Here is a 19898-nt window from a genome sequence, read left to right as displayed (position 1 = left end):
GATAAATTGGTCTAAAAGTCCCTGCTTCCTCGTCAAATAGCTCGCTATTCTCCTCAAAACCAGAAACTTTTATCCTCAATTTCTCGCAATCCTCGCTACGTACGCTTAAATCCGGCAGTCTCCTAGTCGTTTGATGACGACTTTTTGTCGAAAATATAGTCGGCAATTTTGACGAAGCTGTCCAGAGCAAGGCTTTCCGGGCGCAGTGTAGGCTCAATCCCCAGCTCGATAAACTCTTCTGCTGAAATTTCTTTTTTCAGTGTGTTACGCAAGGTTTTGCGACGCTGGTTAAATGTTGTGCGCAGCACGTGTTCCAGTGTTTTGACTGACTTGCACGGATGAGGCAGTTCCTTGTGAGGGGTCAGACGAACAATAGCTGAATCGACTTTGGGTGGTGGGTTGAATGCACCGGGACCGACATCGAACAGATAATCCACCCGGCAGTAGTATTGGATCATGATACCGAGGCGACCGTAGTTCTTTTCATTCGGACCGGCAGCCATACGCTGTACTACTTCTTTCTGCAGCATGAAGTGCATGTCTTCAATGCGATGGCTAAAGGTCAGCAGGTGAAACAGCAGCGGTGTAGAAATATTGTACGGCAGGTTACCAACAATCCGCAGCGGTTTGTCGCCTTCTTCATTACTGCCTAGCTGGGAGAAATCAAAAGCCAGTGCGTCAGCATTATGTATGCGGAATTCAGGGTTCAGGCCAAACCGCAGTTTCAGAATAGGGATTAGATCACGGTCCAGCTCCACCACATCCAGTGCACCTGCACCTTCCAGCAAGGATTCGGTAAGGGCTCCCTGGCCCGGACCGATTTCAACAATGCTCTGCCCCTGTTTCGGGCTGATAGCGCGCAGAATGCGCTGGATCACACCCGGGTCATGCAGGAAATTCTGGCCAAAACGCTTGCGGGCTCGGTGGGAATAAAGTTCGTCAGTCATGAGGTGGTTTATCGTTCAGAATACTGGGTTGGCACTGGCAGCCTGAATAAAACAATGCAGGCAAATGACAGTGTAAGAAATAATCAGGCCCCGCGTGGGAAATACCCAGCGGGGCCTGTAAAAGTAACTGCGGGCTTGTTGGTTACAGTTTCAGTTCAACAAAGGCTTGGTCGCGGATTTCGCGCAGCCATACCTGCAGTTCTTCTTCAAACTTGCGGTTAAACAGAATCTGGCGGACCTGGTTACGACGATAGTCATCGCTGACATCGGTGTCACGCTTACCCAGAACTTCCATGATGTGCCAGCCGAACGGTGTGGCAAATGGTTTGCTGACAACCTTTGCCTGGGAGTCAAACACCATATCACGGAAGGCCGGTACCATATCGTTCGGGTTGATCCAGTCCATGTCTCCGCCATTCAGTGCAGAAGCGGTATCGTCAGAGTAAACCCGGGCCAGCTCGGCAAAGCTTTCACCGTCTTCAATACGCTGGTAGATCTTCTCGGCAATATTACGTGCTTCCAGATCGCTGCGGATTTCATTGGGTTTAACCAGGATGTGACGCACATGGAACTGCTCCATGATGCGCTGCTCGTCACCGCGCTTGCCTGTCAGCTTGAGGATATGGAAACCACTCGGGCTGCGGAATGCTGGTGTAATATCGCCGACATTCAGTTTGTTGACCTGCTCAAAAAACAGAGTTGGCAGCTGATCCAGCTTACGCCAGTCCAGATCACCACCCTGAAGTGCATATTGACCGCTGGAGCGGGCAACAGCGGTTTGGGCGAAATCAGCACCGCCTTTCAGGGTGCTATAGATTTCTTCCGCTTCCCGTTTGGCAGCCTGCAGCTGTTCCGGCTTGGCACCGTCAGGGGTAGAAATCAGAATGTGTCCGAGTCGTACAGACACGCTCATCTGCTGGCGACCTTCTTCAGAGCTGATGAAGTTATCAACTTCCTGATCAGAAATATTGATCCGTTCGCCAACGTAACGCTGGCGCACACGGTTGATGACCATCTCCTTGCGGATCTCTTCGCGAGCCTGGGCGAAGCTGACGCCATCAGCTTCCAGTGCGGCACGGAACTGCTCAATGCTCATCTGGTTACGGCCAGCGATACGGCGAACCGCATCGTTCAGTGCCTGATCATCCACCCGGACACCGGCACGACCGGCACGCTGCAGTTGGAGCTCGTCAATAATCAGACGTTCCAGTACCTGCTGCTTCAGAGTTGATTCCGGAGGCGGACTGATATTCCGGCTGGCAATCTGGCGCTTGATATCGGCCAGGCGCTGATTGAACTCACTCTGCATGATGACATTGTCATCAACAATGGCAATCACCCGATCCAGCGGAACCACTTTTCCGGTTGTCGCCGGAGCAGTTGTCGCAGCCTGAGTCATTACAGGAAGCGCAAAGACGGAAACAGACAAAACTGCAGCGGCGGTCAGCCGCTGAAACAGGGCCCGTGATTTACAACGATTAAAACTCATTCAATCAATTCTCTCGCTTCGTGTATCCCTTGATATCCTGTAACCAGGTTTCAACCTTGCGATCCATGACGGAACCGAGGCCACGCAGAACGATCTGAAGGAAAATGCCCTTGTCCTGATCCGCATTGTCGATATCTTCAGCCGGATCTATCCAGGTACGCCATCCAACTCGGACCTGATAACAGCAGCTGTTGTATTCCACACCAACCAACCGTTCGATATGTCGGCTATTGGTCAGATCATACTGCCAGCGGGCGACGGAAGACCAATTGTATGCCAGTGGCCAGAGTACGGAAATATCGGTTTGTTCCAGATCGCCATCCGCTGTCTTGGGCTTTCCGTTTATATACTCAATGTTTCCGTCTTTATCCTTCACATAGCGGTCAATCAAGTTTCTGTAACGGTAGCCAACATTAATGGCCTTGTTTCTCTCTGGCAGCCAGGAAGCGGTGAGAGCGTACTCACTGTTGCGACTTTCTTCAAAGTCATAAACCCAGTCTTGTCTGAGGCTGAGAGTACGGGTGAAGTTCCATACCAATTCAGTGGCAAAAGGAGATGATCCGTTTTTATTTTGATCCAGAAGGCGTTGTTGTGCTTCTGTCGGGCTATAACTTGTATCCTGCTTGCCCTGGTTGGCTAGTACAGGATCAATAAATGCTTCCCGGTTACTAAAGTAATAAATTTGACCGAAACCAAAGTGGCCACGCTCAAAACCATCATCTTCAATGAGGCGGGTTGTCATGCCCAATGCCAGATGATTGGTGTCACCGAATCGGTCATAGCCAGCAAAACGGTCTTCGCGCCACAGTGCTGCATAGCTGAAATCAGGCTCAAAGCTGTCAAATACAGGGTTCTGTTCCTGACCATCGCGCTTAGGGGTAAACACATACATGGCTCGAGGCTCTAATGTATGTGTGAAGCTGTTGTCAAACAGGGAAACCTGACGATCCATGAACAAACCAGCATCTATTGATGCTGTTGGTGCTGTTGTGTCAGGTGATGTGTCGTACTTAAGACCGTTAGGGTTGGTAAAGTCTTTACGCTTCAATCGATCCAGGCTGTAGCTGACATGGCGAATCTTCAGCTTCGGTTTCAGATAGCCCCAGGTTTCCACCATTGGGTAGCTGACCGCTGTTTCGAAATAGCGGCGATCTCCGACAGCATTGTTTATGCCAGATCCAGAACCGAACTTGCTGCGTTTGATATCGTTTTGCTTGTCGTATGCACTTTTTTCCTGATCTGTTTCAAAGCCGTGGAACTGCCAGTTTTTGTCACGGGTGAAACTGGAGTGATCAAGCAAGTAATCAATGTTGATTCCAGCATCGGTGAACAGCTTGCCCTGGAATTCAAACTGTGGCTCTTTGTCATAAGGATCGTCAGCATTGTTTTTCATACTCTTGTGCTTATCGATCGCTACCTTGGCCTGCCACTGGTTCCAGCCTTCTCCGCCCATGTAGGTGGTAGAAACATTCTGGTTCAGCACATCCTGTGCACTGGTTTTCAGAGAGGTACCAAAATCACTCAGGTACTCTTTATCACTGGCATTGGCGAAATCAACTTCAGCTTTCCATCTTTCAGTAAAGCTTTGTTTATGACGCCAGTTGAGTAGCCAGCGGTCTTCATCGTAATTGATGTTTTCTTTCTTCAACTGGTCTTTGTTCAGGTAAGCCCCACCCAGCTCTCCTGACATATTCTCTGTGAGATAACGACCCTCAAGTTCAAGTAACGCCCCTCGTTTACTCATATAGTGCGGAGTAATAGTTGCATCGTAATTGGGTGCAATATTCCAGTAGAACGGGGTTTTCAGGTAAGTACCACGTTTGCTACTTGAGCCAAAGGTTGGGTACAGGAAACCGGTATGACGGCGATCATCAATCGGGAAATATAGATAAGGGAAGTAAAATACCGGATAACCGCCAGCGCGGACTACGGCATGCTTGGCACTACCAAAACCCGATGTTGGATCAAGACTGACTTCACTACCGCCAATGGTCCAGGCATTATTTCCGGGTGGGCAGGTCGTGAACTGAGCTTTTTCCAGATCAATAACTTCATCTTCACCACGCTCAATATTGTCAGCAGATAAGCGTGCATGTGACTCATGCAACACAATCTGAGCATCATCCAGCTGGGCACGACCGCTGTCCATGTAGATTTCACCGGCGCTGCCTGTCATTAGCATACCGGGCTCACGGATAACGACGTTGCCGTTCATTGTTGTGATCTGGGTATCACGATCAATAATGGTGCTGTCACTTTCCAGCTGGCGGTAGCCCTGGCGTACTACAACATTACCGTGGAGCTGAGCGACACCCTTGTCAGGACCATCACCTGAATAAGTGGTGTTATCTGCTTCAGCATGAATTGGCGCATCACCAGGTTTGCCCTTGAAGTTCTTTCCAGGACGATCAGGCTCAACGTAGGTGCCACGACAGTATGGATCTTTTGCCTGCTGTTCCGGTGTCAGATTGGTAGTCCAGTCAAGCGTACGGATGGCTTCGTGAACTTTTGGAGCTGAAACAACGGCAATAGGTGCCGCCGATACAGGCTGGGGAGCAACCAGAGTTTCACCTTCAACTACCACAGCGGCTGCGGGGGTTGTTGCCTGCTGACTCCGTGACGGGGCCTGAGGAGGCTCTTTCGGCAGCGGTGCTGCCGGCAATGGTCCGGCCTTGCGAGGCGCCTTGGAACAGCTCCACTGGCCGTTTTCAGCAGAGCATTTCCACTGCCAGCTGGCAGCGTCGGTGACTTCTGCCGCAAACAGTGGCGACAGTGGCGTAGCAAGTAATCCTGTGGTAACCACAAGAGGAATCTTGCGAGCAAAGGGTATTTTGTTCTGGGGCATCGCGTGATGAATCCGGCGTCCAGTTCGTTGGCTTTAACCGTTCGGCTTCCAGGTTTCCGCACTATATTTGCGCAAAAAACTGTTTGCGCGTCAGCTGCAGTGACTGTGCATCGACTGCCAAGTCGATCCTGCGCTCGGTCAGTCACTACAACATTTTATGTTTCGTTATGCTGTCAGTGCGTAATGGCAACAACAAAGCCCCTTCACTTGATGACTGCTTAAGTGATGAGGACAGCTTTAAAACTGAAATAATAAAGCATGATCCGGCTATTCAGCTAGTCCCGAAAAGGAAATACGTAGAAATTACGTCAGCAGAGTGTAAGGCAGCAGGGTATGTTGCAGTTGGATATTAGTTCAGGCTGTCATATATCATGACTGTTTTAGTCGTGCTTCTAATGTAACTGATTCTGGAAAAACGCTGATGAAAGCAATGATTCTGGCTGCCGGACTGGGCAAGCGCATGCGACCTTTGACTCTGTCCTGCCCAAAACCATTGCTGCCGGTAAATGACAAACCATTGATTGTTTATCATCTGGAACGACTTGCCGCTGCAGGTTTTCAGGATGTCGTCATTAATCAGGCTTGGTTAGGCCATATGCTGCCGGAAGCTCTGGGATATGGCAGTGAGTGGGGAATAAATATTCAGTATTCTGCCGAGGAAGAGGTGCTTGAAACCGGAGGTGGCATCTATAATGCGTTGCCACTACTGGGGAATGAGCCGTTTCTGGTTATCAACGGTGATGTGTTTATTGATTACCCTTTACAGAACCTTTCCAATCCGAAGGGTGTTGCCCATCTGGTTTTAGTGGATAATCCTCTCCAGCATCCGAATGGTGATTTCGGGTTGGAAAATGATCTGGTAGTGGCACAAGCAGAACCGGAAAACAGCTACACCTTCAGTGGACTGAGCGTGATCAGTCCGGAGCTGTTCCACCGCGTGGCTGAAAACGGCAGCACCCCGGGGGCATTTCCTCTGGCTCCCCTGCTTAGGGAAGCGATGAAAAACCAGCAGGTCAGCGGTGAATATTACGCCGGCCGCTGGTGCGATGTGGGTACACCTGAACGCCTTGCAACACTGGACGCAACTTTAAGAGCAGAATCATAAATGCATGTAACAACCATTCTCGGTATTTTGATCGGTTTGGTATTTGGCGGACCCTTCGGTGCTGTATTTGGCGGCCTGATCGGTTACTGGCTGGATAACCAGCAACGGCGCCAGATCCTGCGTTCAGCCCGGGCAAGAACTGGCCAGGGACGGGCGCGTGCTCAGTCGGCATTTTTTCAGGCCACTTTTATGGTCATGGGACGGGTGTCAAAAGCTGATGGTTTGGTATCCCAGTCAGAGATCGATGTTGCGACCGGCCTGATGGGACGGATGGGACTAACTTCGGATCAGCGCCGGCAGGCCATTGACTTGTTTAACCAGGGCAAACAGCCCAGCAGTGATATTGATGCAGTACTGAAGTCTTTCCGGCAGGTTGCTGATGGCAGTCTGATCCAGATCTTCCTGGAGATACAGCTGCAGGCTGCCTATGCCGATGGAAATACGCTATCCCAGTCAGAACGTGCCGTACTGGGTTATGTCTGTGACCGTCTGGGTATTGGTCGTCTGGCCTTTGACATTATTCATCGCCGGTTTGTGGCCCAGCAGGCATTTTATGCCCGTCAGCAGCAATGGCAGCAGGGTGGTCATTCCTACCGTCAGCAGTCAATGCAGTCCGAACGTTACTCCCTGAGCAAGGCTTATGGTGTTCTCGGCGTCGAATCAGAAGCTTCTGATGCCGAGATCAAGAAAGCCTACCGCAAGTTAATGAGCCAGCATCATCCGGATAAACTGGTTGCCAAAGGGCTGCCACCGGAAATGATGGATATGGCAAAGCAGAAAACCCAGGAAATTCAGGCTGCCTACGACGCTATCCGCAGTGCGCGCAAAGGCAGTTAAATCGCAACTGAGCTTGAAGGCCGTTATAAATGAAAGACTACGTCATCGCTCCCAGTATTCTGTCAGCAAATTTTGCCCGGTTGGGAGAAGAGGTGGATGCAGTTCTGGCAGCTGGTGCTGACTGGGTTCACTTTGATGTGATGGACAACCACTATGTACCCAACCTGACGCTGGGTCCCATGGTCTGCAAGGCGTTACGCAAGCATGGTGTAACGGCTCCGATTGATGTCCACCTGATGGTCAGCCCGGTCGATCGCATGATTGGTGATTTCATTGAAGCCGGCGCCACTACCATTACCTTCCACCCTGAAGCATCTGACCATATCGACCGCAGTCTGCAGCTGATTCGTGATGGTGGCTGCAAGGCCGGATTGGTATTGAACCCGGCCACATCTCCGGATTGCCTGGAATATGTGATGGACAGGCTGGATATGATTCTGCTGATGTCTGTTAACCCGGGCTTTGGCGGCCAGAAATTTATTCCTTCCACCCTCAAAAAACTGCAGCAAGTACGTCGCTTGATTGACGACAGTGGTCTAGATATTCGATTACAGGTTGATGGTGGCGTTGGCGTCAAGAACATTGCTGAAATTGCTGCGGCTGGTGCTGATACCTTTGTGGCCGGTTCCGCTGTTTTTGGCGCTGACGACTATCAGCAGGTTGTAGCCGAAATGCGCAAGGAGCTGGCCGGCGTATGAAGCTCAGGGAATGGTTCGGGGACCGTTTACCTGAACTGATTATGTATGACCTGGATGGCACGCTGGTTGAAAGCGTGCCGGACCTGGCGGCTGCGGTAGATCAGATGCTGACAGCACTGGGGCGTCCTGCTGCAGGGAACGAGAAAGTATCCCACTGGGTTGGCAATGGTGTTGTTGTCATGGTCAAGCGCGCACTGGCCGACGATATGGACGGACATCTGCCGGGACGTGTTGACGATGACCTGTTTGAGGCCGGTTTTGGCATCTTCAAAACAGCTTATGCCCGCAGCTGTGGCAAATATAGTGACGCCTACTCAGGCGTACGTGAGTTTCTGGAAGCCATGAAGCAGGCTGGTGTTAAACAGGCCATTGTGACCAACAAGTCTGACCTGTTTACCCGGCAGTTGTTGACGCTGTTGAAACTCGATCACTATTTTGAGCTGATGATATCCGGTGACAGCCTTGCTGAAATGAAGCCTCATCCTCTTCCGTTACTGCATGTGATGGAAAAGCTGGGTTCAGACAAGGATGCATCCTTGATGATTGGTGACTCCACCAACGACATCAAAGCTGCAAGAGCAGCGGGCGTCAAAGTTATTGGTTTGCCTTATGGTTATAACCATGGTCAGCCGATCAGTAATGATAATCCTGATCTGGTTGTCGATAGTCTCGATAAACTGCTCTGAGTAATTAATCGTTGCCCCTGTAACGGGGCAGCGATTGCTTAATAAAAAAATTCAGGCCGGCACAACGACCTTTCCCTGTTGAACCCGTTTCAACATCTCCCCCATTTTCTGGTGAACCAGGTTAATCGCTTTCAGTGGGCGCAGCATGACCTTGAACTCGGTTATCAGGCCTTCATCATTCCAGCTGATCATGTCTACACCGTTTATCTGAATGCCATCGATCTTGGTGACAAACTCGAGAATCGCAACATTCTCGCCCACCACTTCTTTGGTGTAGGTGAAAGGGCCTGCCAGCAGAACGTGAGCTGCACCCATCAAATACATCCGGGCCAGAGCCTTGCCTTTCTGAGGAGTATGAACAACCGGAGAATAAAATACGACATTGTCAGCCAAAAGATCATTAAGAGGTGCTGGATTCCGAGTTTCAATGATCTTGTGCCATTGTTTAATAACAGGGTGAGACATAAAAAAAACAGCTTCTTATTATTGTTGGATGTTCGATTCTATTATCTTCAAATTAGCAAAGTCCAACCAATAACTGTTGTATATGATGCAGACAAATTTAAGAAATAGTCTGTCTAATAAGGATGCTTAATAAGGGGGATAGAAATAGCTAATTAAAATTCATGATTTAAATCATGCTTCCGGCTTTCGCTTCAATTTACTTTGGTTTTTCTCTTCAAAACGTCAGATGGGGCGAAATTATGCATGTTTCCGGCGCTATTTCTTTGGGACTGGGCCTTTGTGTGTTGTCATCAACTGCTTTCTCTACGGCTAAAGAACCCATTGAGCCAATTGAACCAGCCAAAATCACTGATGCTGCAAAAGTCGAGCTGGGCAAGCAGCTGTATTTTGATCCCAGGCTATCGAAATCCGGTTTTTTGTCGTGTAACTCATGCCATAACCTGAGCATGGGAGGAACAGACAATCTACCCAGTTCTATCGGTCATCAATGGACAATCGGGCCGATTAATGCACCAACGGTATTGAACTCGAGCTTCAATCTGGCCCAGTTCTGGGATGGCCGGGCAAAAGATTTGCAGGAACAGGCCGGTGGCCCTATTGCCAACCCGAAAGAAATGGCATTCAGCCATGAACTGGCGGTTAATGTACTGGAAACCATTCCTCAGTATCGTGCCAGCTTCAAAAATGTTTTTGGTGATCAAAATATCACCATTGATCAGGTAACAGACGCCATTGCCAGCTTTGAAGAAACACTGGTAACACCGGGATCACGTTTTGACCAATGGCTGAAAGGTGATGAAACGGCCCTGACCCAACAGGAAAAGTCAGGTTACCAGTTATTTAAGGATGTTGGCTGCACAGCCTGTCATTCCGGTCCGGCTGTGGGTGGTATGTCGTATCAGAAATTCGGACTGATAAAGCCCTATATTACTGACAATCCGGCAACCGGCCGTGCTGCGGTAACCGGGAATGAGTATGAGAAGTTCTTCTTCAAGGTACCCACCCTGAGAAATATTGAACTGACCTATCCCTACTTCCACGATGGCTCTGTCTGGGATCTGGGAGAAGCTGTCGATATCATGGCCGAGTTACAGCTGGGACGTACACTGAACAAAACAGAAAATACTCAGATTGTCGCCTTTCTGAAAACCCTGACAGGTGATCAGCCTGATTTTAAACTGCCGATCCTGCCGCCTTCCCAGCCAGATACACCGCGCCCTGATGTTAAATAACCGGGAATAAAAAAAGCCTGACAGAACATGGGTATTCTGTCAGGCCATAATCACTCACTGCCCGTCACACACACCGGGGCAGATTGTGTTTGATTTACTTGCGAATGCCTTCGATGTAGAGGTCGATCTGAACATCGGCTGATGCCGGGCCTAGATTGTAAGTCATGCCGTAGTCAGCCATTTTCAGTGTGGTTGAACCTTCAAAACCGGCACGGTAGCCGCCCCACGGGTCACTACCTTCACCAATCTTCTTCACAGGGAAGGAAATCTTCTTGGTTACACCGTGCAGAGTAAATTCACCTTCCAGTGTGCCGTTATTGTCGTCAGCCGGAATAAAGCGGGTGCTGGTAAAGGTTGCAGTCGGGTACTTGCTGACATTCAGGAAGTCCTTGCCACGCAGGTGCTTGTCACGCTCGGCATGGTTGGAATCAACACTGGCAGTCTGAATGACAACATTGATTTTGGCATCTTCAGGCTTTTTGGCGTCATAGCTGAATTCGCCTTCAAAGGTATTGAAGCGTCCCAGCAGCCAGCTGTAGCCGAGGTGCTGAATCTTGAACTGCACAAAAGCGTGTGCACCTTTGGTATCAATAACGTAATCTGCAGCGTTGGCGGAAGTTGCAGCGATCATTGCAGCAGACAGTGCGGCGGCCTTGAACAGTTTTTTCATACTTATGTTCTCGTTATAGGTATTTGACAGTTATTCGGGTTATTCAAGCTATTTGGCTTGTCAGATTATCTGGATTGCCCAAGCGGACGAATCATGCGGCGCAGCACATTATCCTTGTTGAGAAAATGATGCTTCATGGCGGCTGCAAAATGCAGAATGACCAGACCGATCAAAGACCAGGCCAGAATTTCGTGAATCTCGCCAACTACCGTTTCCTGGTTTTCAATCAGGGCTGGTAAGGCCGGTACCTGAAACAGGTCAAAGACTGCGATACTGCGGCCATCAGCGGTTGAAATCAGATAACCACTGATCAGTAATGAGCCGATGGTCAGATAAAGTACCCAGTGCATGGCTTTGGCAGCCAGCTGCTCCCATGCCGGGCCAGGTTCCGGTTTGGGGTTGGTATTGGCAAAGCGCCATAACAGCATGGCGGCCCAAAGTACCATCAGCATAATGCCAATGCTCTTATGGAGTTCCAGTGAGCCCCGATACCATGGGTCGTAATAGGTCAGATCAACCATGTACAGGCCGAGACCAAACATAAACAGGATGGTAACGGCCTGCAGCCAGTGCATGCAGATCGTGGCCCAGCCATAGGATTTTGTTGAATTCTTCAGCATGTGGTTCGTGTATCTCTACTCAATCAGAGCTGTAGAAAGAGAATGATTTCTGTTTCAGCAAGACAGTACCGGATTGTTGGGTCAGATAGTATTCGGTAAGAGTTAAAAATTGTTGTGCAGAAATGCACAACACATGCCAGAGATTGGAATGAGAGAGTGGAGTATATGAGCAGTCGAGTCCGCTGGGATGATCTGCGTATTGCCTATGAAGTGGCTGTCTCGGGCTCACTGAGTAAAGCCGGCAAGGTTTTGGGAATGAACCATGCGACGGTGTTGCGGCATATTAATGCACTGGAGCAGGGGCTGGATGTGAAGTTGTTCCTGCGGCATCAGCGCGGTTACCAGCTGACAGATGCCGGGCGTCTGTTGATTAGTGAAATGCCGGATATTGTGCAGCGTTTTAACCGTCTGGAAAGTCTGCTGGACAGTGCTGAAAAACACCTTAGCGGGCCACTGGTTATCACCACCGTCAATGACTACATTCCCAGCCTGACCTCATCCTTCAAGCTGTTTCGGGATATTTATCCCGAGGTTCAGCTACAGATTATTGCCACCGATGATATTCTGCCGTTGTCCTCGGGGTCAGCTCATGTATCACTTAGAATGGGCCACCAACCCGATGATCCGGATTTGATTGCGAACTCATTAACGAGTTACCGGATCAGTTATTATGCAGCGGATTCCTATGTGAAAGCCTATGGAATGCCGCAAAATGAAACCCAGTACAATGACCATTTCTGGGTGATGCCTTCCGGAGCCAAGCAAAAGATTCCTTTTATCAGATGCATGCTCGACCTGATAGATGACAACCGCCTTGCCTATCAAAGCAACAGTTTTGTTGATTTGCAGGCCGCCCTGATTGAAGGCATGGGCATTGGCCCCATGCTGGATGAAGTGGCAGCCAAGTATCCTCATTTATGGAAACTCGACTGTTTTCCGGTGCAGGAAGGGGATGGTATGTGGTTTTGTTACCATCGGGATATGAAAAGTAATATTAAAATTCAGGCACTGTATACGTTTCTGGATCAGCGTCTGCCGAAGGTGTAGCTTCAATAGAATCAAGCCGGGCATATAAAACCGTGAGTTAAATCAGGCCTTTTAATCCACGGCCGCAGCATCCGCCACGACTATCAGTATTGCCACAGCACTTGCGGCGGATCTCCGGCGGCAGATTGTTCAGGTCCTCAATGTATTCATCGGTGTCGTAGTAATCAGCGGGTTCAGTAACCGGCAGATTATTCCGCAGATACATTTTCACTGCTGCAACCGGATCCTGTTCGGTTGTAATCAGCCCTTCTATTCCCCTGCCTGCAAGTTCTTGCTGCAACCCGCTGCCCATCCCGCTGGTAATCAATACATCGGCATCATCAAGTGGATGAAGCTGGCCGGCAGCTGTTTCAAAATAGGTTTCATGTCGGAACAGTTCGTAAGGTTCACGACTGATAATGCGTTTGCGCTCAGGCTGAACAATAAAAACACTGAAATTACGACACCGGGCGGCATAGCCGGTGATCGTTCTACGGTTCTGGGATGTGACAATAATTTTCTTCATTGAACTGACGGTCAATATGGTCAAAACAACATATTGATTGTCCTCTGACAGGAATATATTTCCCTGATCTGTGACGGCATTCGACACGTTCGTCCGGTATTTCCCCCTAATTACAAGCATTACCTGTCATGCAATAGTGCGCCGCTTACTTTGTTTTTCCGTTACAGAATAATCACAATGAGTATTCGTCCCGTTTTGTATGTTCTGGGAATCTTCCTGGTCGTGCTTTCAGTCCTGATGCTGTGTCCTGCACTTTATGATTTGTTAGCAGGTGAAACGGGAGAGCGGGCTTTTGCCTGGTCCGCCTTGATGACGTTTATTCCTGGTCTTGTGCTTGCCGGCTTTAACCGAGTCCGGGATTTCAGCCTCAAGCCGCGTCAGATCTTCCTGATGACCAATGCTACCTGGTTAACCCTCAGCAGCTTTGCCGCACTTCCATTCTGGCTGAAGCTGGATGTCAGCTACACCGATGCTTTTTTTGAAACCATGTCAGGTATTACCACGACCGGTTCAACGGTTTTAAGTGGGCTCGATTCAATGAATAAGGGCATCCTGTTATGGCGTTCATTACTACAGTGGTTAGGTGGAATAGGCTTTATTGTGATTGCAGTGGCCGTTCTGCCTTTTCTCAAAGTCGGTGGTATGCGCCTGTTCCAGAGTGAATCATCAGACTGGTCAGATAAGGCCATGCCTCGCTCGGGCAGTATCGCCAAGCGTATTATTCTGGTTTATCTAGCGCTGACAGTGGGTTGCACCCTGCTTTACATGCTGTATGGCATGAACACTTTTGAAGCGATTAACCACAGCATGACAACAGTTTCGACCGGTGGTTACTCAACCTCTGACAGTTCCATGGGGCATTTCACTCATCCCGGCATTTTCTGGACCAGTACCCTGTTTATGATTCTGTCCAGTTTGCCTTTCGTGTTGTTTGTGAAGTTTCTGCGCGGAGATACTGAAGCGTTGGCTCGGGATAGTCAGGTGCGCAAGTTTGTCGGATTTCTGCTGTTTATCTTCGCGACTTTTTCGCTCTGGCTTTATACCCACTCCGACCATACCTTCTTTGAATCCCTGACACTGGTCGCCTTTAATACAACCTCTGTCATCACAACGACAGGGTACGCCTATACCGACTACACCCTGTGGGGTGGTTTTGCAGCAACCCTGTTTTTCTTTCTCACATTTGTGGGTGGTTGTTCCGGTTCAACGGCTGGAGGCTTTAAAATCTTCCGATTTGAAATCGGTGCCAAGCTGCTGAGTATTCAGCTGAAGCAGGTTTCCCATCCCAAGGCGTGTATTGTACAGGTTTATAATGGCCAGCAGATTACCAGTGAAATTCTGCGCTCGCTTATCGGGTTCAGCTTTTTCTTCGGCCTGCTGGTTTGCGTGATGACACTGCTGTTAAGTTTGCTGGGGCTCGACTTCGTAACAGCTCTCAGTGGTGCGGCCACTGCGGTAGCAAATGTGGGGCCGGGGCTGGGAGACACTATCGGTCCGGCAGGAAACTTCGCTTCTCTGCCGGATACTGCCAAGTGGATTCTCAGTCTCGGTATGCTGATGGGGCGCCTTGAAGTTATCACTGTGCTGGTAATGTTTACGATTCCGTTCTGGGAGGCATAAGGTCATTCCAGCTACCGGATTTGATTAGCTTTGCAGCGGCTTCAATATCCGGAGCAAAGTAGCGATCCTTGTCATAAAAAGGCACATGCTGCCTCAGTCGGCTGACAGCTTGTTCCAGCTTTGGTGATGTCTTATGTGGTCGGCGAAATTCAATACCCTGGGCCGCCGCCAGAATTTCGACGGCAAGAATGTAGGCGGTATTGGAAGCCATATTGCCTAATCTACGGGCGGCATGAGTGGCCATGGAAACATGATCTTCCTGATTGGCTGAAGTGGGCAGGCTGTCAACGCTGGCGGGATGTGCCAGCATTTTATTCTCTGAAGCCAATGCTGCAGCTGTTACCTGGGCAATCATAAAGCCGGAATTTACTCCGCCATTTTCAACCAGAAACGGTGGCAAGCCTGACAGTTTTGAATCAATCAGCAGGGCCATCCGTCTTTCTGAAAGCGCACCGATTTCGGCAATGGCCAAAGCCAGGTTATCGGCGACCATGGCAACCGGTTCGGCATGAAAGTTACCACCGGAGATGATGTCATCATCTTCTGCAAAAACCAGTGGATTATCAGAGACCGCATTGGCTTCCATTGCCAAGACCTGTGCAGCCTGCTCCATTTGCCATAAGCAGGCACCCATAACCTGGGGTTGGCAGCGCAGGGAATAGGGATCCTGTACTTTTTCACATTTGCGGTGAGACAGTCCGATTTCAGAGCTATCTTCCAACAGGTGGCGATAGTTGGCAGCGGCTTGTTCCTGCGGTGCAAAACCTCGTGCCTTGTGAATACGAGGATCAAAAGGTCGGCGGCTGCCAAGCGCCGCTTCAACTGATAATGCTCCTGCGACAGTTGCAGCAGCAAACAAGTCCTGAGCCTGAAATAAGCCAGCCAGAGCCAGCGCAGTAGAGGCCTGGGTGCCATTAAGGAGTGCCAGCCCCTCTTTGGGAGCCAGCTTTACCGGTTCCAGACCGGCAATTTTCAGCGCTTCCTGCCCTGAAACAATTTCTCCCTGATAGCGGGCCTGACCTTCTCCCAGCAGGACACAACTCATATGAGCCAGAGGCGCAAGATCGCCGGATGCACCAACAGATCCCTGCTCGGGAATGCAGGGATAGACCTCGGCATTAACCAGCGCTATCAAAGCCTGAATAACTTCGAGCCTGATGCCGGAATAGCCACGGGAAAGCGCATTGATTTTTAACACCATGATCAAGCGAACAACAGCATCATCCATAAATGCACCCACACCGGCTGCGTGAGACAGCACAATACTGCGTTGTAGCTGTTCAAGCTGATCGACTGGAATCCGGGTGTTGGCTAATAACCCAAAGCCGGTATTGATACCGTAAACAACCTTCCCACTGCTGACGGCATTATTGATTGTTCTCTCACTGGCTTGAATGGCAGGTAAACAGGCATTAGAAAGTTTGACGGCTATATGGCCAGCAAAAATCTCTCTCAGTATCTCAAGTGACAGCTTTCCCGGAGACAGTGTGATCTCAGACAATGGTGCTCTCCTGCCAGATATTTTTATTCGTGAACTACATCTGTAAACCATTCATATGAATTACACAGAGTAGTCAGCATTTATTATGAGTGTCTGTAATGATAGGAGCGTTTCTGTGAGTCTATACTGGTGCGCTCTGAACTTAAATACAACCGCTGTTGGTGATATGAGGCAAGAGCGATGGCATGTGTACTGGCCTTCTGCTTGCTTTTGGGAGTGCTAACTCAGGCATTTGGTGCTGGACTCAAAGTTGATGTCACTGCTGTTGCTGAAGAAAAAGCCCCGTGGTTTGTTTTTTGTAAGGATAAAAGGTTCAGGGAAGGGCAGGCTTGTTGTTCGTCCACATCTTTAGCGTGTCGACTGCCAAATCATTATTGTCTGGCCAATATCGAAACCTATTCTTTTGATAGTAGTGGTCAGATAGTTATACCCATAGTTGTTCAAAAAACAGTCAGTATAGAGCAGGAATCACCGTCATTTTCATTTTGTTCGTGCATGCCATGCACCCGATTTCAGTCAGTTTCATACAGGCTGGAGATCACGCTTCCATTAGCTAAAAACTCTCCTGAGAGTGTTTTTGTTTCTGAGTACAGGGTTCATACACAGGGAATGCCCCAGGGATGTTCGGGGGTGACTGTTTGCTATGAATCAGGAAGAAGGGAGCAAGAGGTATATAAGATCAGGATAGACATGAAGAGCTTTAATGCCGTGGTGAAAGCTGAAAGTGACCGGAAAGAAAATACAGGCGGAAAGAAGAGGTCAGGGAAGAATGCCAAATGATCAAGATCGATTCAGCATTCAAATTGGTTAAACAATGTGTCTTTAACAAATCACTGACTTTACGTTAAACGGCATCTTTACCTGTTTCGCCTGTCCGGATCCTTACAACCTGTTCCAGTGCAGTCACAAAGATTTTTCCGTCACCAATTTTGCCGGTACTGGCTGCCTGTTGAACAGTCTCGATAACGAGATCCAGCTGGTCTTCGTTTACAGCAACTTCAATTTTTGTTTTGGGCAGGAAGTCGACAACATATTCTGCGCCACGGTAGAGCTCGGTATGACCCTTCTGGCGTCCGAAGCCTTTGACTTCAGTGATGGTCATGCCATCAATGCCAATATCTCCCAGGGCGTTGCGGACGTCGTCCAGTTTGAACGGCTTGATAATGGCAGTGATCATTTTCATCATTGTTCTCCTTGAGCCGGCCCGATTACATCTTCGACTTATAATTCTTCAGGCACGGAGATACTACAATCTGCCATAAGCCAAGTGCAATTACCGAATTGATTTTATTATGTTGAATCTGCCTGATTGACACCGCTGCTGAGGGTAAACCGGTTGCGATATTCTCTCGGTGTCAGACCGGCCAGTTTCTGAAAGACCCGCCGAAAAGCACTGGCATCCTCATAACCTGCTTGCCATGCAATTTCTTCAACGCTCAGCCTGGATGTTTCCAGCATTTCCTTGGCCTTACCCACGCGAAGGTGTTGCAAATACTCGGAAGGGTTCAGACCTGTAGCTGAATGAAAACGCCTGATAAAGGTGCGTCCTCCCAGCTGTGCTGCTTCAGCCATCATGGGAACAGTAATGGCCTCGTGGCTATGAGCCTGCAGCCAGTGCTGGGCTTTTAATACGGCTTTATCGCCGTGGGATAAACGGGGAGAAAAATTACTGTAGAAGCGTTGTTCCCGGCCACCGGGATCAACCAGAAAGTAACGTGCGACAGCAACCATTATCGATGTACCCAGAAAACGGTCAATAAGTCTCAGTCCAAGATCTACCCAGGCCATGATACCGCCTGCTGTGATGATATCGCCATCGTCAATAACCAGTTGGTCAGTGTTCAGAATTACCTTGGGAAAACTGGCGGTAAACTTGTCATGCAAAGCCCAGTGGGTTGTTGCAGGCCGGCCATCAAGCAAGCCTGACTGACCCAGAATAAATGCACCGGCGCAAATTGAGCAGATCAGGGTGCCTTCATGATAAAGGTCAGGCAGCTTGCAGGCTAAAGGCGTCAACTCTTTCTCTGGAGTAAGTTCACCCAGACAAGGCGGGATGATAATCACTGACAGTCGTGTGTTGTCCAAAGACGACAGGCGCTCAACAGCAAAAAGTGGAGCAGGGCAGTTACTCGTATCGAACCGTTCCTGTTGCAGTCGGTTTGCAGTTTCAAAAAGGTCTATCAGACCGTAAATGGCAGATGCCTGAGCATTGGGGTAGTTCAGGATGCCGACTTGGATGGAACTCTTCATGTGACTACATATCTGAATTTATGGCAAATTCTGCATGAAATATGTCATTTTTGCCAAGTCCGTCTTCTAAAGCAAAAGCATACGATTGGTTCACTCACTCCAACAGGAATCTGAAAATGACCAACCGTGCACTGCTCGTTATTGATATTCAGAATGACTATTTTCCGGAAGGCAAGTGGCCTCTGTATAACATTGCTACAGCAGCAAGCAATGCCAGAAAAGTCCTTGATCAATGCCGCCGGGATGGAGACCTGATTATTCATATCCATCATGAGTTTCTTACTGACCCGGCACCATTTTTTGAGCCCGGCACCTATGGGGCAGAGATTCATGAACAAGTGGCACCTGATGCTGATGAGGTTGTTATTCTCAAACATCAGGTGAACTCATTCAGGGATACAAGCCTGAAAGCCATTCTGGATGACAGCGGGGTACAAGAGATTACTGTGGTTGGTGCTATGGGGCATATGTGCATTGATGCCGCAGTCCGTGCAGCAGCTGATTTTGGGTACACGGTATCGGTTGTTGAAGATGCCTGTGCTTCCAAAGATCTGGAGTTGAATGGTGAAGTCGTAAAAGCAGCCGATGTACATACCGCTTATATGTCGGCGCTCGGTTTTGCCTATGCCACAGTGATCTCTACATCCGATTGGATTAGGCAGCGTACAGCAGCTTGAACTTTAACGTTGACCAAAGGAACAATAACAATGTCAGCAACACTGATGCATGCCCCGCTCACCTGTTCTCTGGCTGCCCGTTTTGCGGCAGCAGAAGGTGGTGTTCCAATCGATATTGCTTACCTGAACTTGCGTACGAAAGAATTTGAACTTGGTGGCTCGCTGTACGATATCAACCCTCTGGGACAAGTGTCTGTGCTCAAGCTACCGGGTGATGAAGTTCTTACAGAAACCTCGACAACGATCCTGTGGCTTCAGTCGCAGTCGGAGAATACCGAGTTTCGACGCAACCCGGATGATCCTGACTACTTTCAGATGGTTCGCTGGCTTGCCTTCTGTGCGACAGAACTTCACAAGCAAATTTTTCGGGTCGTGTTTTATCAGGAAGCGACAGATGAAGTAAAAGAGCGTATTCGGGCACTGGCTCCACAGCGCTTTGAACTGCTGAATAACCACTTGTCAGATCGTCCGTTCCTGCTGGGAGATCGTATCTCTGCTGCGGATGCTTATCTGGCGTGGTTTTTTGTATTATCTGACAATGCCCGTCTTGATATCAGTGAGTATCCCAACCTGGTGGCTTATCGGGAGCGAATGCTCAATCGCCCCCTGATTCGCGAGCTTATAGTCAGTGACCGGATAAAAGATGCTGAAATGAATCAGCAAATTATTCCGGCATAAATCGCTAAACAACCAGTTTGTGACAT

20 protein-coding genes are annotated in these 19898 nt (G+C 49.2%); 10 read left to right on the top strand and 10 right to left on the bottom strand.

Going from position 1 to position 19898, the window contains the following annotated elements; all coding sequences use genetic code 11:
• Window positions 1-122: 122 nt before the first annotated feature.
• The 3 genes from rsmA to ACYZZ0_RS04865 form a co-directional block, all read right to left on the bottom strand.
• Window positions 123-947 carry a 16S rRNA (adenine(1518)-N(6)/adenine(1519)-N(6))-dimethyltransferase RsmA gene (rsmA, locus tag ACYZZ0_RS04875; RefSeq protein WP_461535467.1) on the bottom strand — a complete coding sequence of 275 codons (825 nt, stop codon included), beginning with the start codon at window positions 945-947 and terminating at the stop codon, window positions 123-125.
• A gap of 142 nt (window positions 948-1089) precedes the next feature.
• Window positions 1090-2436 carry a peptidylprolyl isomerase gene (locus tag ACYZZ0_RS04870; protein ID WP_461535466.1) on the bottom strand — a complete coding sequence of 449 codons (1347 nt, stop codon included), beginning with the start codon at window positions 2434-2436 and terminating at the stop codon, window positions 1090-1092.
• Between the two features lie 4 nt (window positions 2437-2440).
• On the bottom strand, window positions 2441-5281 hold the full coding sequence (locus tag ACYZZ0_RS04865; RefSeq protein WP_461535465.1) for an LPS-assembly protein LptD: 2841 nt from the start codon (window positions 5279-5281) through the stop codon (window positions 2441-2443).
• Between the two features lie 421 nt (window positions 5282-5702).
• On the opposite strand from ACYZZ0_RS04865, the gene murU reads away from it, so the two are divergent.
• Genes murU through ACYZZ0_RS04845 form a run of 4 tightly spaced genes read left to right on the top strand, consistent with a single transcriptional unit; the run spans window position 5703 to window position 8607 of the window.
• Window positions 5703-6386, top strand: coding sequence for an N-acetylmuramate alpha-1-phosphate uridylyltransferase MurU (gene murU, locus ACYZZ0_RS04860; RefSeq protein WP_461535464.1), 684 nt, complete (start codon window positions 5703-5705; stop codon window positions 6384-6386).
• A complete protein-coding gene (gene djlA, locus ACYZZ0_RS04855) occupies window positions 6387-7223 on the top strand; it encodes a co-chaperone DjlA (protein WP_461535463.1) in 837 nt (278 codons plus the stop codon).
• 29 nt (window positions 7224-7252) lie between these two features.
• Window positions 7253-7921 carry a ribulose-phosphate 3-epimerase gene (gene rpe / locus ACYZZ0_RS04850; RefSeq protein ID WP_461535462.1) on the top strand — a complete coding sequence of 223 codons (669 nt, stop codon included), beginning with the start codon at window positions 7253-7255 and terminating at the stop codon, window positions 7919-7921.
• Complete coding sequence (locus tag ACYZZ0_RS04845) at window positions 7918-8607, top strand: phosphoglycolate phosphatase (protein ID WP_461535461.1); 690 nt, start codon at window positions 7918-7920, stop codon at window positions 8605-8607. Before rpe ends, ACYZZ0_RS04845 begins: the two co-directional genes overlap by 4 nt.
• Window positions 8608-8658: 51 nt before the next feature.
• On the opposite strand, the gene ACYZZ0_RS04840 is transcribed toward ACYZZ0_RS04845, so the two are convergent.
• Window positions 8659-9072, bottom strand: coding sequence for a nuclear transport factor 2-like protein (locus tag ACYZZ0_RS04840; RefSeq protein WP_461535460.1), 414 nt, complete (start codon window positions 9070-9072; stop codon window positions 8659-8661).
• A 239-nt stretch (window positions 9073-9311) separates the two neighbouring features.
• Here ACYZZ0_RS04840 and ACYZZ0_RS04835 point away from each other — a divergent pair, with 239 nt between their 5' ends.
• The gene (locus ACYZZ0_RS04835) at window positions 9312-10304 is read left to right on the top strand and encodes a cytochrome-c peroxidase (protein ID WP_461535459.1); all 993 of its coding nucleotides are present in this window, start codon (window positions 9312-9314) and stop codon (window positions 10302-10304) included.
• Between the two features lie 94 nt (window positions 10305-10398).
• Here the strand turns inward: ACYZZ0_RS04835 and ACYZZ0_RS04830 are convergent, their stop codons facing one another.
• Both ACYZZ0_RS04830 and ACYZZ0_RS04825 read right to left on the bottom strand, forming a co-directional pair.
• On the bottom strand, window positions 10399-10974 hold the full coding sequence (locus tag ACYZZ0_RS04830; RefSeq protein ID WP_461535458.1) for a YceI family protein: 576 nt from the start codon (window positions 10972-10974) through the stop codon (window positions 10399-10401).
• Between the two features lie 65 nt (window positions 10975-11039).
• Window positions 11040-11594: a cytochrome b gene (locus tag ACYZZ0_RS04825; RefSeq protein WP_461535457.1), complete on the bottom strand. Its 555-nt coding sequence runs from the start codon at window positions 11592-11594 to the stop codon at window positions 11040-11042.
• A gap of 165 nt (window positions 11595-11759) precedes the next feature.
• On the opposite strand from ACYZZ0_RS04825, the gene ACYZZ0_RS04820 reads away from it, so the two are divergent.
• Window positions 11760-12641, top strand: a complete 882-nt coding sequence (locus ACYZZ0_RS04820) for a LysR family transcriptional regulator (protein ID WP_461535456.1) — start codon at window positions 11760-11762, stop codon at window positions 12639-12641.
• A gap of 37 nt (window positions 12642-12678) precedes the next feature.
• On the opposite strand, the gene ACYZZ0_RS04815 is transcribed toward ACYZZ0_RS04820, so the two are convergent.
• Window positions 12679-13146: a NifB/NifX family molybdenum-iron cluster-binding protein gene (locus ACYZZ0_RS04815; protein ID WP_461535455.1), complete on the bottom strand. Its 468-nt coding sequence runs from the start codon at window positions 13144-13146 to the stop codon at window positions 12679-12681.
• Between the two features lie 177 nt (window positions 13147-13323).
• Here ACYZZ0_RS04815 and ACYZZ0_RS04810 point away from each other — a divergent pair, with 177 nt between their 5' ends.
• The gene (locus ACYZZ0_RS04810) at window positions 13324-14766 is read left to right on the top strand and encodes a TrkH family potassium uptake protein (RefSeq protein ID WP_461535454.1); all 1443 of its coding nucleotides are present in this window, start codon (window positions 13324-13326) and stop codon (window positions 14764-14766) included.
• Here ACYZZ0_RS04810 and hutH read toward each other — a convergent pair.
• Window positions 14741-16267 (bottom strand): histidine ammonia-lyase, encoded by a 1527-nt coding sequence (hutH, locus tag ACYZZ0_RS04805; protein WP_461535453.1) that lies wholly within the window; start codon window positions 16265-16267, stop codon window positions 14741-14743. The genes ACYZZ0_RS04810 and hutH overlap by 26 nt on opposite strands.
• 180 nt (window positions 16268-16447) lie before the next feature.
• Between hutH and ACYZZ0_RS04800 the strand changes: the two genes are divergently transcribed.
• Window positions 16448-17047, top strand: coding sequence for a hypothetical protein (locus ACYZZ0_RS04800; protein ID WP_461535452.1), 600 nt, complete (start codon window positions 16448-16450; stop codon window positions 17045-17047).
• A 64-nt stretch (window positions 17048-17111) separates the two neighbouring features.
• Here ACYZZ0_RS04800 and glnK read toward each other — a convergent pair whose 3' ends face one another.
• Both glnK and ACYZZ0_RS04790 read right to left on the bottom strand, forming a co-directional pair.
• Window positions 17112-17450 carry a P-II family nitrogen regulator gene (gene glnK, locus ACYZZ0_RS04795; RefSeq protein ID WP_461535806.1) on the bottom strand — a complete coding sequence of 113 codons (339 nt, stop codon included), beginning with the start codon at window positions 17448-17450 and terminating at the stop codon, window positions 17112-17114.
• 107 nt (window positions 17451-17557) lie between these two features.
• Window positions 17558-18517, bottom strand: coding sequence for a GlxA family transcriptional regulator (locus ACYZZ0_RS04790; RefSeq protein ID WP_461535451.1), 960 nt, complete (start codon window positions 18515-18517; stop codon window positions 17558-17560).
• Window positions 18518-18633: 116 nt separating this feature from the next.
• Between ACYZZ0_RS04790 and ACYZZ0_RS04785 the strand changes: the two genes are divergently transcribed.
• Together ACYZZ0_RS04785 and ACYZZ0_RS04780 are read left to right on the top strand one after the other, a co-directional pair.
• Complete coding sequence (locus tag ACYZZ0_RS04785) at window positions 18634-19194, top strand: cysteine hydrolase family protein (protein WP_461535450.1); 561 nt, start codon at window positions 18634-18636, stop codon at window positions 19192-19194.
• Window positions 19195-19224: 30 nt separating this feature from the next.
• Window positions 19225-19872: a glutathione S-transferase family protein gene (locus ACYZZ0_RS04780; protein WP_461535449.1), complete on the top strand. Its 648-nt coding sequence runs from the start codon at window positions 19225-19227 to the stop codon at window positions 19870-19872.
• The last annotated feature ends 26 nt before the right edge of the window (window positions 19873-19898 follow it).

It is taken from the genome of Spongorhabdus nitratireducens, from assembly GCA_947387575.1.
Lineage (GTDB): Bacteria > Pseudomonadota > Gammaproteobacteria > Pseudomonadales > Endozoicomonadaceae > CANDOC01.
Note: the sequence above shows the minus strand (reverse complement) of the source record. Positions and strands in the feature narration are given on the sequence as shown.

Coding starts and splice junctions, on each gene's coding strand:
- rsmA (WP_461535467.1), bottom strand. CDS start 947: ATGACTGACGAACTTTATTCCCACCGAGCCCGCAAGCGTTTTGGCCAG.
- ACYZZ0_RS04870 (WP_461535466.1), bottom strand. CDS start 2,436: ATGAGTTTTAATCGTTGTAAATCACGGGCCCTGTTTCAGCGGCTGACC.
- ACYZZ0_RS04865 (WP_461535465.1), bottom strand. CDS start 5,281: ATGCCCCAGAACAAAATACCCTTTGCTCGCAAGATTCCTCTTGTGGTT.
- murU (WP_461535464.1), top strand. CDS start 5,703: ATGAAAGCAATGATTCTGGCTGCCGGACTGGGCAAGCGCATGCGACCT.
- djlA (WP_461535463.1), top strand. CDS start 6,387: ATGCATGTAACAACCATTCTCGGTATTTTGATCGGTTTGGTATTTGGC.
- rpe (WP_461535462.1), top strand. CDS start 7,253: ATGAAAGACTACGTCATCGCTCCCAGTATTCTGTCAGCAAATTTTGCC.
- ACYZZ0_RS04845 (WP_461535461.1), top strand. CDS start 7,918: ATGAAGCTCAGGGAATGGTTCGGGGACCGTTTACCTGAACTGATTATG.
- ACYZZ0_RS04840 (WP_461535460.1), bottom strand. CDS start 9,072: ATGTCTCACCCTGTTATTAAACAATGGCACAAGATCATTGAAACTCGG.
- ACYZZ0_RS04835 (WP_461535459.1), top strand. CDS start 9,312: ATGCATGTTTCCGGCGCTATTTCTTTGGGACTGGGCCTTTGTGTGTTG.
- ACYZZ0_RS04830 (WP_461535458.1), bottom strand. CDS start 10,974: ATGAAAAAACTGTTCAAGGCCGCCGCACTGTCTGCTGCAATGATCGCT.
- ACYZZ0_RS04825 (WP_461535457.1), bottom strand. CDS start 11,594: ATGCTGAAGAATTCAACAAAATCCTATGGCTGGGCCACGATCTGCATG.
- ACYZZ0_RS04820 (WP_461535456.1), top strand. CDS start 11,760: ATGAGCAGTCGAGTCCGCTGGGATGATCTGCGTATTGCCTATGAAGTG.
- ACYZZ0_RS04815 (WP_461535455.1), bottom strand. CDS start 13,146: ATGAAGAAAATTATTGTCACATCCCAGAACCGTAGAACGATCACCGGC.
- ACYZZ0_RS04810 (WP_461535454.1), top strand. CDS start 13,324: ATGAGTATTCGTCCCGTTTTGTATGTTCTGGGAATCTTCCTGGTCGTG.
- ACYZZ0_RS04800 (WP_461535452.1), top strand. CDS start 16,448: ATGGCATGTGTACTGGCCTTCTGCTTGCTTTTGGGAGTGCTAACTCAG.
- glnK (WP_461535806.1), bottom strand. CDS start 17,450: ATGAAAATGATCACTGCCATTATCAAGCCGTTCAAACTGGACGACGTC.
- ACYZZ0_RS04790 (WP_461535451.1), bottom strand. CDS start 18,517: ATGAAGAGTTCCATCCAAGTCGGCATCCTGAACTACCCCAATGCTCAG.
- ACYZZ0_RS04785 (WP_461535450.1), top strand. CDS start 18,634: ATGACCAACCGTGCACTGCTCGTTATTGATATTCAGAATGACTATTTT.
- ACYZZ0_RS04780 (WP_461535449.1), top strand. CDS start 19,225: ATGTCAGCAACACTGATGCATGCCCCGCTCACCTGTTCTCTGGCTGCC.